General features: G+C 51.4%; 12 protein-coding genes. 10 read left to right on the top strand and 2 right to left on the bottom strand.

What is annotated here, in order from left to right:
- The first annotated feature begins 10 nt into the window (after nucleotides 1–10).
- The 8 genes from C1J05_RS10710 to C1J05_RS10675 all read left to right on the top strand — a co-directional run bounded on the left by C1J05_RS10710 (nucleotide 11) and on the right by C1J05_RS10675 (nucleotide 8,491).
- Complete coding sequence (locus tag C1J05_RS10710) at nucleotides 11–379, top strand: hypothetical protein (RefSeq protein WP_114870243.1); 369 nt, start codon at nucleotides 11–13, stop codon at nucleotides 377–379.
- A 46-nt stretch (nucleotides 380–425) separates the two neighbouring features.
- Nucleotides 426–923: a hypothetical protein gene (locus C1J05_RS10705; RefSeq protein ID WP_114870242.1), complete on the top strand. Its 498-nt coding sequence runs from the start codon at nucleotides 426–428 to the stop codon at nucleotides 921–923.
- 92 nt (nucleotides 924–1,015) lie between these two features.
- Nucleotides 1,016–1,975, top strand: coding sequence for an IS5 family transposase (locus tag C1J05_RS10700; protein ID WP_114868636.1), 960 nt, complete (start codon nucleotides 1,016–1,018; stop codon nucleotides 1,973–1,975).
- 228 nt (nucleotides 1,976–2,203) lie between these two features.
- The gene (locus C1J05_RS10695) at nucleotides 2,204–3,334 is read left to right on the top strand and encodes a BamA/TamA family outer membrane protein (RefSeq protein WP_205388900.1); all 1,131 of its coding nucleotides are present in this window, start codon (nucleotides 2,204–2,206) and stop codon (nucleotides 3,332–3,334) included.
- A 48-nt stretch (nucleotides 3,335–3,382) separates the two neighbouring features.
- Nucleotides 3,383–4,696 (top strand): mechanosensitive ion channel family protein, encoded by a 1,314-nt coding sequence (locus C1J05_RS10690; protein ID WP_114870241.1) that lies wholly within the window; start codon nucleotides 3,383–3,385, stop codon nucleotides 4,694–4,696.
- The gene (locus C1J05_RS10685) at nucleotides 4,693–6,405 is read left to right on the top strand and encodes a mechanosensitive ion channel family protein (protein WP_254684578.1); all 1,713 of its coding nucleotides are present in this window, start codon (nucleotides 4,693–4,695) and stop codon (nucleotides 6,403–6,405) included. The genes C1J05_RS10690 and C1J05_RS10685 overlap by 4 nt, the downstream gene beginning before the upstream one ends.
- A gap of 41 nt (nucleotides 6,406–6,446) precedes the next feature.
- Nucleotides 6,447–6,815 carry a cupin domain-containing protein gene (locus tag C1J05_RS10680; protein ID WP_162797998.1) on the top strand — a complete coding sequence of 123 codons (369 nt, stop codon included), beginning with the start codon at nucleotides 6,447–6,449 and terminating at the stop codon, nucleotides 6,813–6,815.
- A gap of 311 nt (nucleotides 6,816–7,126) precedes the next feature.
- A complete protein-coding gene (locus tag C1J05_RS10675; protein ID WP_162797997.1) occupies nucleotides 7,127–8,491 on the top strand; it encodes a phospholipase D family protein in 1,365 nt (454 codons plus the stop codon).
- Nucleotides 8,492–9,104: 613 nt separating this feature from the next.
- On the opposite strand, the gene C1J05_RS10670 is transcribed toward C1J05_RS10675, so the two are convergent.
- Nucleotides 9,105–10,625: a class I adenylate-forming enzyme family protein gene (locus C1J05_RS10670; RefSeq protein ID WP_114870238.1), complete on the bottom strand. Its 1,521-nt coding sequence runs from the start codon at nucleotides 10,623–10,625 to the stop codon at nucleotides 9,105–9,107.
- 470 nt (nucleotides 10,626–11,095) lie between these two features.
- Nucleotides 11,096–11,977: a hypothetical protein gene (locus C1J05_RS10665; protein WP_114870237.1), complete on the bottom strand. Its 882-nt coding sequence runs from the start codon at nucleotides 11,975–11,977 to the stop codon at nucleotides 11,096–11,098.
- 177 nt (nucleotides 11,978–12,154) lie between these two features.
- Here C1J05_RS10665 and C1J05_RS10660 point away from each other — a divergent pair, with 177 nt between their 5' ends.
- On the top strand, nucleotides 12,155–12,661 hold the full coding sequence (locus C1J05_RS10660) for an RNA polymerase sigma factor (RefSeq protein WP_114870236.1): 507 nt from the start codon (nucleotides 12,155–12,157) through the stop codon (nucleotides 12,659–12,661).
- Nucleotides 12,658–13,389, top strand: coding sequence for an anti-sigma factor family protein (locus tag C1J05_RS10655; RefSeq protein ID WP_114870235.1), 732 nt, complete (start codon nucleotides 12,658–12,660; stop codon nucleotides 13,387–13,389). Before C1J05_RS10660 ends, C1J05_RS10655 begins: the two co-directional genes overlap by 4 nt.
- Nucleotides 13,390–13,399: the final 10 nt, after the last annotated feature.

The raw sequence follows: 13,399 nt of genomic DNA, 5'->3' as shown, positions 1-13,399 counted from the left end.
GATATAACTGATGAAAAACTTCACTTTAATCACTGCTTGCCTGGCCGTTGTGGCAGTTCTCGCTTCGGCAGACGCGGCGGTTGCAAAAGACAAGAGCGACAAAGGCAAGGGCAAGAAAGACAAAGCCGTTCAGATTGATAACAAACCCGGTAAGGGACCAAAAGCAGTCCCGCCGGGGCAGATCAAAAGGTATACGCGGGGCGCCAAGCTGCCCAAAGATCTTGATTTTGACGATATTGATGATTTGTCGAAATGGAATTTGAAAGCACCTGGAAAAGGTAATCGCTACATTCGCGTAGATGATGAAATCCTTGAAGTGAGCCAAGACTTGACCACCGTGGTCGATGCCGTAGGGATCGTTGGGGATCTGCTTAAGTAAGCGCGAAACAAGCTGCAATACTGACAAAAGGACGGGAGTTTTTATCATGAAGAAAATCGGTTTAATTGCCGTAGTGACAGTGGTGGTAGCTGCTGCGATATACACGTTTACGCGACCCGAACCGACGCCAGCAGAACGTTTGTCCGAAGCGGCACAAGAAGCGGGTGATGCCCTGTCTGACGCCGCCGACGATCTGACATCCGCGACGGGTGAAGCGGCCGAAGCGCTCCAAGTCGAAGCTGAAGCTAAAATGGAAGAACTTGAAGCTAGTGCCGCCATCTTGAGTGACACGATTTCCAGGCAAATGACGGAAACGTCCGGCGAAGTGAGAAAAGAAATCGAGAGTTTGATCGCTGACTGGCGAGAAACTGGAATCGTTACAGACAACGGTATCGATTTAGATGCTGCTATTAGCGCAGTGGATAAGTCCGAAATTCCAATTGAAACGAAGACGCAAGTAATCGCCTTTATGGAGTTGCTACGGGACACTCCAGGTGATGCAAAGGTTAAATTGGAAGAGCTTGAAAAATCTTTGGCTCGATAGGACGCCCGTTTTTTACTTAAGGAATCTCTGAAGAACTTCCCCATTTTGGCTTGATTTGGTATGGTTTCTGCGGATGAGAGAGGAGCCCGCCGATGCCCAAACAGCCTGCCATTCCCGGCCTTGGTGATGCGGTGAAGAAGAAGGTGACGCGCCGCGAGAAGTTCCTGTCGGAGATGGATGCGGTGGTGCCTTGGGGTCGTCTGTTGGCGCTGATCGAGCCGCACTATCCGAAGGTTGGGTCAAAGGGTGGTCGGCCACCGATGCCACTGGAGACGATGCTGCGAGTGTATTTCCTTCAGAGCTGGTACGCGCTGAGCGATCCGATGGCCGAAGAGAGCCTGTATGACAGCGAGGCCATGCGCCGGTTTGCCGGTATCGAGCTTGGCGATGACCGCATCCCCGACGAAACAACGATCCTGAACTTCCGGCACCTGCTGGAGAAGCATCAGCTGACCGAGAAGCTGTTTGCCGAGGTGAATGCCTATCTTGCCGACAAGGGCGTCACGCTGCGCTCTGGCACGTTGGTGGATGCGACGATCATCGATGCGCCGTCCTCGACCAAGAATGAAGCCAAGGCCCGCGATCCCGAGATGTCATCCACCAAGAAGGGTAATGACTGGTACTTCGGCATGAAGGCCCATGTTGGCGTCGATGCAGACAGCGGCATCGTCCACAGCCTGGAGACCACCACTGCCAAGACCCACGATAGCCAGGTCTGGGACGAACTGCTGCACGGCAACGAAACATCCGTCTGGGCGGACAAGGGCTACGTGCATTCCGAACGAGAGGCGGCCTTCACCAAGGATGCAGGCCGGTTCTGGGGCGTGATGCGCAAGGCACCCAAAGGTGGCGAACTGGATCCGCTCGACGTGCAGATCAACCGGATCATCGCAAAGGTCCGGGCCAAGGTTGAGCACCCGTTCCGGATCCTGAAGCGCCAGTTCGGCCACGTGAAGACGCGCTACCGTGGGCTGGCCAAGAACCGGGCGCATCTGTTCACGCTCTTCGCCCTCGGCAACCTGTTCATGACCCGGAGAAAGCTGGCAGCATGAGGCAGAGTCTGCCCAAAAACGCCGAAACCGCCACTCAGGCGGCCGAAACAGCGGGAAAATCGCTGGAAATGGGACGTCTGACGCCCCAAACTACCTTCAAGCCGGCACGGCGGCGAAGCCGAAGGCGTTGATCAGACGTTCCTTAAGCTCAAATTGCAGAGATAAATAAGCTTCAAACCAATAAGTAAGCAAGAATAGCTTAGTGCTAGCGGACAAGTGAGACACCATGTGAAGAATTTGAAGTGCTTTTCGAAACACGTGGGCGTCCTAATTGGAACAGCAATATTTGCGAGCTGTATATCTAGTGACTTGCTGGCAAACCCCAATCTTGTTGACAACGGTTTGTCACCTGTACGCGCACCTCAGGAAAACTCGGACTACGGCATCAGGAACGGCTCTGCATTGGTCGTCCCCATTCCATTTTCAAATCCTGCCATCGGTGCCGGCTTATCCTTGGGCGCAGGCTACCTCTTTCAATTATCACCGGAAGCAGACACGTCTTTTGTAGGTCTCGGCGCCATGGGGTCTGACAATGGCAGCCAAGCCTATGGGATTGCGGCCAATCTGTCATTTGGGACCGGTTGGGGGTTCAACCTTGCCTTGGCGGAAGCGGATATACGCTATGATTTGTTCTTTGGCAGTTTGAAGCTTCCGATCAAGCAAGATGGCGAGCTGTTTAACGGCGGACTTACATTCGCTGTAACAGAGACCAACACTTTTGGCCTAAACCTGCGTTACCTAAACACAAGTATCGGATTAAACACTGGCGGAACCAGCATTCCAGATGACCTTTTGCCCGATTTGGAGCTTGAGCTTGGAAGCCTGGGAGTGAGCTACGAGTGGGACCTCCGAGATGACAGCGACTATCCAACAAACGGGTCCCGTTTGAGTGCTAACGTAAACCGCGGTTTCTCTTTGTCTGAAGGTTCACGAGCTTATAACTACGCCTCACTCAATTTTGATGCTTACCGTACGGTCGGCGCTGAAAAAGTTGTCGCTGGTAGACTATCGGCATGTGCTGCCTCATCTGATGCGCCATTTTTTGACAAATGCTCAATCGGCTTTACCGATGGGCTTCGGGGCTTCAATCCGACCCAATTTTACGACACCCGGCTGGTATCGGCGCAAGTGGAATACCGTCAACGTCTGGGCAATCGATTTGGCTTTGTCGCTTTCGCCGGAATTGGCTGGACCGGTTCAGAATTCGGATCGCTCACAGACAACGGCGACCGCATCGCTGGCGGCATTGGAGTTCGCTATCGCGTGTCACAAAAGTTCCCAGTGGATTTCTCCGTCGACGTCTCTACAAACAACGACTCCGAAGAGTTTCTTTATATATTCGTGGGACAGCGTTTCTAAATCTGAAAACAGAAGGTTATTCCTTGGCCTGGAAAAAGTGAAAACTCAATGACCCATCACCGTCTTTTGTCACTCCTTTCGATCTGCTGTCTCACATTATCTGTGGGGCTCGGCTCTGATGCCGTCGCACAAGATCAGGCTGTTCCAATATTTTCTGCGCCGGAGCCGACTGCCGTAACCACGACCGCAAGTGAGCTTGAAATTCTCACCGTTCCGATGACGGCGGATGAACTATCAGACCTTGCCACAACATGGCAGGAGCACATCAAGGGCGTTTTGCAAGAAATCGCCTTGCTCAATCTGGAACTCGAGGTAGAAAACGAAGCGCGCGACGCTGTTTTGCGCGGTCAACTGGCTGCTGCATTGGAAAGACAGCGCGAGGTTCAAGACAGCTACTCTGCTGTCATTGAAGCCTGGCGCACAAAGGGCGCTGCTGCAGAAGAGACGCAGGTACATGATACATATATTAACGCACTCGGGCTCGAAGCCGTGCGGACAACAGACCCGAGAACGCTTTGGCAGCTTTCCGTCAACTGGCTGACCTCCGCAGAAGGGGGATTGGGGTTCCTGCTCAAGATCGCCGGATTCTTCGTTGCATTATGGGTTATGTACTATGTTGCGCGCCTTTTGCGGCGCGCTACAACTCGTGGTCTTGCGAGAGTGCCAAATCTGTCTCGCCTGCTTCAGCGCTTCATTATCAGTGCAGTGTATTGGGCCACCTTTATCTTGGGCATTCTGGTTGTGCTGGGTTTCTTCGGCGTCAACGTGACCCCTCTGTTTGCCGTCTTCGGCGGTTTGTCCTTCATCCTTGGTTTTGCCATGCAAGATACGCTCGGCAATCTGGCAAGCGGGCTGATGATTATGATCCTCAAACCGTTTGATACCGGAGATTACATCGAAGTCAGCGGGGCTTCCGGCTTTGTCAACGAGATGTCGGTTGTATCCACTCAAATCCGAACATTTGATAATCAGATCATTGTTGTGCCAAATTCCAAGATCTGGGGCGACGTTATTACCAACGTTAGCGTATCCCCTGAACGCCGTGTCGATCTGGTTTTTGGTATCGGATATTCCGATAGTGCAGCACAGGCCATCGAGGTTCTCAAAGAACTGGTGGCAGCGCACCCCAAATGCCTGAACGATCCTGCCCCAGAGGTATTTGTCGGTGAACTGGGCGACAGCTCCGTCAATATTTTCTGTCGACCTTGGTCAAAGTCCGATGATTATTGGACAGTTTATTGGGATTTGACAGGCCAGGCGAAAGAAAGTTTCGATGCGGAAGGAATATCAATACCGTTTCCACAACGGGACGTTCACGTCATTCACAATGGGCAGCTAGTCCAAGACGGCGCTTCAACATGACGTTAGGAGCTCGCAAGTTGTGCAGTCAGCATAGGAAAAAAACTAATGATTATGGCTACTGTTTGCAGTGCATTGGAAAAATTTTGCGGACGGCCTTGATTGCTCTCTCGCTTGTACTCTTCACGCTGCTTTCAACAGTGGTGCAGGCTCAGGAGAGCGCTCCAGAGGCCGCTGAAACCCAAACACAGGCAGACGACGCTTTTGCTGCTCCAGTTGTCATTGACGGTGAGACATTGTTTCTCGTGCGCGGTTTCAGCGCACTGCCTGCGCCCGAACGGGCTGCAAGGATCGAACAACGGATTCTGGAGATTGCTGAGTTACCGGAATTTGTGGAGCTTGATTATGAGATCCGTGAAGATGGTCTCGGGCTTGCGATTTTGGCAAACGGACGCCTTTTGACGGTTGCGACCCAGGCCGATGCGGACTTTGAGCAAATAAGCCTTATAGTGCTGGCCGAGCTTCATGCAGAGGCAATCAAAAAATCTATCGCCAATTATCGTTCTGGTCGGTCAGAAGAGGCGCTGGTCGACAGCGCGCTGGTTGCTGTCGGGTTGACCGTCGGATTTGCCTTGTTGACCTTCCTGTTTTTGAAAGGGCGCTCAAAGCTTATTCGATGGATACAGCAGGTCACTATAAAGCGGTTTACGCAATTCGAAGAGGCCACCAATGCAGTTGTAAAAGGAAAAGCTGTAGCGCAATTGATCGGTTTTGGAACCAATATGGTGCTGTGGATTGGATATATTTTTATCCTTTACTACTACCTCACGTTCGTTCTCTTGTCCTTTGTTCAAACCCGCCCATTCGCGCAGTTTCTGCTCACCTATGTCTCGCAACCTCTGATGGATGTGATATTCGGTTTTTTCAGCTATCTGCCCAATCTGATTACGCTGATCATAATCTTCTTGGTTACCCGCTATCTGATCAAGGGCTTGCGTCTTTTCATGGACAACATCGAAGCCGGCGCAATCGAATGGAAGGACTTTGAACAAAGCTGGATCAAGCCGACATTTAACATTGCGCGGGTCATTATCATCGCGATCGCTATCGTTTTTGCTTATCCACATATACCCGGATCAGGCAGTCGCGCATTTCAGGGACTGACTATTCTTGCTGGCCTCATGGTTTCTTTTGGCTCCAACACAGTGGTGAGCAACATGATGGCGGGGTTGTTTGTCATTTACCGTCGCAGCACTAACATCGGTGACCGAATTAAAGTAGGCGATCAGGTTGGGGACGTTGTCGAAATCAAGATGATGGAAACACTTATCAAATCCGTCAAAAACGAAATGGTGAGCATTCCTAATGCCCAGCTTCTAAATTCCGAGGTCGTGAATTACTCGCGAAAGATCGACGGGCGTGGTCTGCTCGTTCATACGACTGTGGGCATCGGCTACGAAGAGCCGCAAGACAAAGTGGAGGCCATGCTGATTGAAGCCGCTAATCGAACGCGTGACCTCAAAAAATCACCTGCGCCGTTCGTTCTCTGGGCGCAACTGGCCGACTATGCGATCAACTATCAAATCAACGCCTTTACCACTCGTGGCTCAAGCTTGCCTCGCATCTTGTCCGATTTGCACCGCAACATTGTGGATGTGTTCCACGAAAACGGCGTTCAGATCATGACGCCATCATACGTAGCAGATCCGGATCAACCAAAGGTTCCAGTAGAAGTATGGAATGGGAAACTTGCAGCGCGAAAATCACCGTAAGACCTGACCGAACCTTTAGATAAAAGAGAAAAGGAAAAATCTTGGCCTTAAGTATAACAGAACTCTTGTCTGACGAAGAAGGTCAGCCGTATCTGGACAAATCGGAGGTAAGGCTGCGTGTATCCAACAACGATCTGATGGGCGATATGGCCAAAATTTCTGAGGCAACCAAGTGCAAGCTCGTGGTATTTGTTGAATTTCCAGCCGGTTTCAAGAGCGGGAAGCGGGTACCCGATCAAGATCAGTTAGCCGTGGTTCTGAGCGGCTCATTGCGTATATCGGCGCCAGAAAACGAAGAGACACTTCTTGGACCTGGAGGAATTTTCCGCCTTCCGCAGGCTGCAAGCTCCACCCACACATTGGAAGCCATCGGGCCGGAAGCTGTGCGTCTTATGGTCCTGCAAGCGTGAAACTTGGGGCCTCTGCTTTCACAATACCTTTCGCAAGAGCCGGGCTATCCCGGATATGCCGGTGGCACCCCCTCAATATTGGCAAAGCCAAGCGACACAGAGGCATTCATGCATACCCAAACCGTTTGGCGGGGAGCGGCGCAATAAGATATCTCTGTGGCCGGCGTCTCATTTTAGCTGTTTTTGCGTTTTGCTTTGCGCATTTGAATGCTTGCACATACGTACCTTTCGAAACAAACCGCCCGACACAAAATGCTTTGCCGCCTGCACAGTCCACCGTCAGTCGTTTGGAAAATGTATCAGGAACCAAGTTGAGCGGTAATCAGGTTGTGCTGGCACCGCTAGGCAATGGCAATGATGCCTTGGGCGCACGATTGAGAATGATCGAACAGGCAGAGGCATCGATCGACCTCAAAACATTTCTCATCAAGCCAGACACTGCTGGTGCGTTGATCTGGCTGGCGCTCTATGACGCAGCCGAAAGAGGCGTCAAAATCCGCCTCCTATACGACGACGTGTTTACAAGTGCACGCGATGAAGAGATCGCAACCCTCGACGCGCATCCGAATGTCGAAATCCGCGCATTTAACCCCCTGTCAAGAAACAGCACGCTGGCAGTTAACTTCCTGCTTGATTTTAGGCGTGTAAATCGACGCATGCACAACAAAGCCTTCATCGTCGATGGCGCATTGGCCATTGTAGGCGGTCGCAATATCGCGGACGAATATTACCAAATAGAAACAGAAAGCGAATTTGCTGATTTTGATTTATTCGTTGCCGGTCCGCCGGTTGAACAGATATCAGATGCTTTCGACCTCTTCTGGAATGATGAATGGGCGGTACCAGTCGAAAGCTTTACGCGCGGCGACTCGACATTGTTGAGTGAGGCGGTCACCGTCCTACGTGCCGTCCCCGACGCGCCGGCTTCCAAAGTTTACAGAGGCGCTGTTAACTCTCAATATCTTCGAGATCTTAGAGAGGGAATGAAGCCGTCGTATCGAGGGGCGGCGTATGTGGTCACGGACGATCCCGAGAAGCTGCGTAGACCACCAGGCCAAGGTCCGTTTAAAGTTGGCAATGCCTTCTACAATACGCTTCTGTCAGCCAAACGTGAGGTTCTGATAGTTACACCCTATTTCGTGCCTGAGGACTACGGTGCTGATATCTTCGAAAGGCTCGTCTCGCGCGGTTTGCGGGTGCGCATCATCACAAACTCTCTGGCATCTACGAACCACGCTTATGTGCATGGAAGTTACGCAAAATACCGGAACCGCCTCCTGGAATCAGGGATAGAGTTTATCGAGGTTCGCGCAGATGCGCCGTTGATCGCCGAAGGCAGTCGGACCCCGTTGGTGCTTCATTCGAAACTGGCAATCATCGATGCAGAAAGATTGTTTGTAAGTTCGACAAACATCGATCCTCGGTCCATTCGGCAAAATACTGAAATAGGGATGATCATAGAAAGCCCACAACTGGCGTCGGATATGTTGAACCAGTGGAATGCCGAGGTTGGAGACTACGTCTTCGACGTAGTTGCTGGACCCGGCGGCGAACCAATTTGGCGATATGAAGGCGCTGGCATAAGCGAAATCTACTACGACGAGCCCAACGCAGGATTCGTGCGTAAGTTGATAGCGAGACTGACAGGGTGGCTGCCCATAGAACAACAATTGTAGGTTGTTGGTTTCATATCGTTGTTTGGTGGGCGGAGAAGCTAAAACTTTGGTAAAAACAGCCTTGGGGACAACAGCATCGAATGCATGCTTCGTCTGCAACTCGATTGTAGGCATTTGGATCTTCACTGCGTTAATGTCGAACGTCGGCTTCTGTGACTACTTTGCAGCGTAGCTCTCGGATCGATCAGGGAACTCAGCTTGCTGCACCGGCGAAGCACACGATTTCAATCCGGCGGCTTCGGGCTCGTTGCAGTCATTCACCGAAATTTGGTGACTGTCTGCTGTGCAGCGCAAAGCAGTCCTTCATGGCTGCAAATTCGAATTTTGGCTCTCAATGACTGCTTTCAAAAGCACCGGACGTTCGCTGCAGTCACAACGAAGGTCTCAGTTGCGGACTAAGGGTGAGTTCGCTGCGGTACGTGCAGATGTCCGCTTTCGCTGTCGCGCCCAATGATCGCCTTCGATTATTGTGGTTCAAAAGTTCGATCCACGCGAGCTTCGCCAGTTGAAATGGAGCGACAACTGCCATCGGAATACTTGATCGGATTGCTGATTGTGACCGGCGCATCCCCCAGATGCAGTAAGACATTTCGGGGTTCTCGAAATGATCTGCTCAAATATCCAGCGTATGTAATTCCCGGCGCATGATCTTACCTGTGCTGGTCTTAGGAACGTCGCTGACGAACTGGACTTTGCGCGGGCATTTATAGGCAGCCAGAGATTTTCGGCAAAACGAGATTATCTCATCTTCAGAACAGGTCGTATCCGTTTTCAGGACAATATAAGCCTTTGCAATCTCGCCTTTGATGTCGTCAGGCAGCTTGCCAACCGCGGCAAGTGCAACGGCAGGATGTGTCGCCAAAACCCGTTCTATTTCAGCGGGGTAGACATTAAATCCCCCAGTTAAGATCATGTCTTTCTTACGGTCCACAATATAGACGCAACCATCCGTGTCCATTGTCCCTAAATCACCGGTGTGCAGCCAGCCATCCGGTTCAAGCGCCTCGCGAGTTTTTTCTTCATCATTAAAATATCCCATCATCACGATTGGGCCGCGGACCATCAATTCGCCGACCTCGCCGCGTGGCATTGTGTTGGCGGCATCCTCCGCATCGGCAATCCGAAGTTCGCAATAAGGCAGAGCGCAACCAATTGAGCCGTGTTTGTTGGTGCCGTAAAGCGGGTGCGTTGACCCGAGACCGGCAATTTCAGTCATGCCCCAAAGTTCGATCAATGGTATTTTGAACGCGGCCTCAACCGCTTCCATGGTGGCTACCGGCATGGTCTGACCGCCAACATAGCAGCGCGTCAGGCTCGTCAGATCGGCTTCTTTGAGAGTGGGGCTGTTCAGCATGAACATGTACATGGCGGGAACGCCGTCGAAAATGGTTGCTTTGTGCGCTGCGATATCGGCAAAGGCCAAATCCACATCGAATGTACGATGCAACACCAATTTGCTGCCGAACATCATCATGCTCATCATGATAACATTTGCATACACATGCGGGCATGGCAGGGCACTGACCACACAATCCTGTGCGCCGCGCATCTGCATTTGGCTGGTCATCGCCCCATTGGTGATCACTGCCCGGTGCGATTGCATCGCGCCCTTGGGGTGCCCTGTTGTGCCCGACGTATAGCCGATTGTTGACAAAGCAGCGGGGTCAACATCTATCGGTGCAGGAGCAGGGATATTCGCTGCGATCAGCGCATCAAACGACACGGCCCCTTCGGCAGGTTCGCTGCCAAAAGAAATGATGGCGCTGACATCTGATACGGCTTTGACGCCCATGATCCCGGCCACTTTTTCAGGCGAGGCCATAATCGCTTTGGCACCACAATCCTTTACGACATATTCGATCTCTTTGGGGGTCAACATCGTATTGGCCGGATTGATGACCGCGCCAAGCCGAGCAATAGCGTAATAGCTGACAATCCATTCCCACGAATTCGCAGCATAGAGCGTGACCGTATCACCTGGCGAGATACCCAAATCACTCAACCCACCTGCCGCGCGTTCCACCAGATCGTTGATCTCATTGAACGAAAATGTCCGCCCTTCAAATACAAGCGCATCTTTGTCAGAGAATTTTAGTGCGGCTGCGGCTGGAATCTGACCAATGTGATCAAGCATTTTGCCTCCTACGACGACATGTTTTCAGTTCAATTTAGCGGCGTGGCCGTCTCTGCAAAACGTCACATTTTCTAACCTGCTCAATCAAAAGCGCGCAGTCAATCGACTTGCGGCAGCTATCACAAATTGTCCGTTTGTGGATTCTGTGGAGGCAAGCATTGGCCGGACAATTATGAACGGCCGCGAAAGCTGTCATTCGCATTTCTTTGACAAACAGAGAGTCTGGGCTCGATGCAGTCATTCACCGAAATTTGGTGACTGTCTGCTGTGCGGCGCAAAGCAGTCCTTCATGATTACAAATTCGAATTTTTGCTTTTGAACGACTGCTTTCACCGGCAGCGGACGTTCGCTGCGGTTGCGACGTATGTCTCACATGCGGGACGAAGTTGCCGTTCGCCGCCGCGCAGCATCAGAATGCTAATTAGACGTCTGCTGCACGGCCGGAGTTCGGAATAGCCCGATGCTGCTGGTCAAAGTTTGCGTACTGGTCTTAAGACTACGACCACACCACTTAAACCATACGAGCCGCGATAATGGACCGCCTCAAATGAGCACGCGTCGTCCTGTTGATGGCCTGGAACGATTACAGGCGCAGGTGGTAGTACCTCTGGTTTATCGAGCGTGGTCAGTGCTTGATAAATTGCCGCACCGATCTTGGCGTGTGTTCTGCCGCAGTGCGTTTGAATGTGTCCACTAACCGAGATTTTAAGCTGTGAGTTCTTAGAAAGAAACTCGTCGGCTTTTGTGTTCATCTCAACTACGCGTCCCTGGTTATCCAAAACGATGATGGGAAGCGCCATGCAGCCAACTGCCATGGAAAAAACCTTGGTCGCTCCTTCGTCAATATTTAAACGCTTTAAGATTGAAACTGAGCGTTTCAGATGAGGTAAGACGATATCTATGACTACTTTTTCTTTATCGGAAAAATGATTACTGCCAGTGCAACGGGATAAACCGATCCAACCGTTGCAATCCCTTTGGCTCTCCAGAACTGCGCCGATCGAGTGCTCTAGTCCTTGTGGCTTTACCCACTCATTGAAATAAGCACTTTTTTCCAGTTTCTCGGAGAATATTTCGTCTGTATGAGATTTGTTCGGAGTTAGCTTTTCTATTTCTTCAAACCACGGGTTTTTTCCAAGATATTCTGTGTCGTAGTTTTCCAGAAAAGTTGGATCGAAGCCCAAAGATCCCAATGTTTGGCATGAACCATCGGCGGTATTTTCTAGCACAATGTCTGCGGCATCAGCACAAATCTTTTGAGAAAGTGTTTCAATAAAGACTTGGTATCCCTCGACCTCATTTATTGACGTGTAACATAACTCAACAAGGTCGCTATTGTCGTTCTTCGTCATTTTCCGTCCCCGTGCATCGAGGATTTTATCAAGGGATCGTCAGTTCACCAGTTTTTTTTTGGTGACTTCAATGAATGAGAGAGCAATCGTTTCGGATTGAAACCAAAGCAGCATAGAAAGGCGGACGGCCACATAAAAGCGCTTTGCTCGACATCGAGGATTACGGTACGATACCGCATGGTTTGTTTTCCGCATCTCGAAAGCTTGCTTCCAGAGCTTCACGCTTATGCGCGCGCGATCTGTCAACGTCAGGAAAACGCAGAAGACTTAGTGCAAGACGCGATTGAACGAGCCGTGAGATCGGAAAACCGCCCCACAATACGGAGTGAACTGCGCCCGTGGATGTTCCGGGTCATTCGAAACCTTAGGTACGACGAACTTCGAAAGCGACGTGTGCGCAGGGAATATCTTGCCGCTGAGAAACGTCTATTAGATGTGACTGACGGCCAGTCTGATACCGCCAGAAATGTTCTGGTCAGATTGGCCTACGAAAAGCTGAAACCGGAGGCTCGTGAAGTGTTATTTCTTGTGGACATTTTGGGGCTGAAGTATGCGGAGGCGGCAACGGTTATGGACGTTCCGGCAGGCACGATCATGAGCAGGATTAGTCGGGCTCGCAGGGCACTTTTAGCAATTGTGGACGATACGGCTTTTCCGGCAAAACGGGCAGTTCGAAAGAGATGACACATTTAAGCGACGAAGACTGGGAATACCTTAGCGCGTATCATGACGGTGAAATGTCGCCGGGTGATGCTCGTAAGTTCAAGGCGCGTCTGGCAAGTGAAGCCGACCTTGCATCAACGCTTTTGCGTGTACGCGAGGCAAGTAACAGCCTTTCCACTTTGCGCCCTGTGCCTATTGATGATGCTCGAGACCGATCCCCAGTTACTTCTATTGGATCGCGCTTAGCTTGGCTGGCTGGAGGTGCCCTTGCCGCCTCCGTGGTTTTTGCGGTAGCGATAAGTACTGTGAGCAGCGACCGGAATACGTTGCTAGATATTCACAAAGCGTACCTTAAAGAAAACTTTACTGTGATCGGCAGCGATCTGCGCGCTGTTTCGACAACCGCGGCATCCGGAATGCCTGATCTAACTGGTGGAAATCTACGGGCAGTTGCACTGTCATCATTCCAAGCGGGCACAGTAGCTCATTATTCTGGGCGGAATGGCTGTCGGTTATCCTATTTCAGGGGTCTTGAACCGCTGGACTTGCCGACCGCCGCCGGATCTCAGACATACGGTTGGAGCACCGACGACGGCTTGCATCATGCGATATTGGCAACCGGAATGGATGCGCAAAAGTTCAGTGCTATCTCCGCATATCTGCAAAAAGAGACCCGGCAACAGTCACTGGACAGGGTCTACGCAACAATGCAGAATGCGACAGAGACTGCCACACCCTGTACGGGCTGACACTCACCGA

The sequence above is a fragment of the Sulfitobacter sp. JL08 genome (assembly GCF_003352045.1).
Classification (GTDB): domain Bacteria; phylum Pseudomonadota; class Alphaproteobacteria; order Rhodobacterales; family Rhodobacteraceae; genus JL08.
This window is presented reverse-complemented; position numbering and strand designations above follow the sequence as displayed.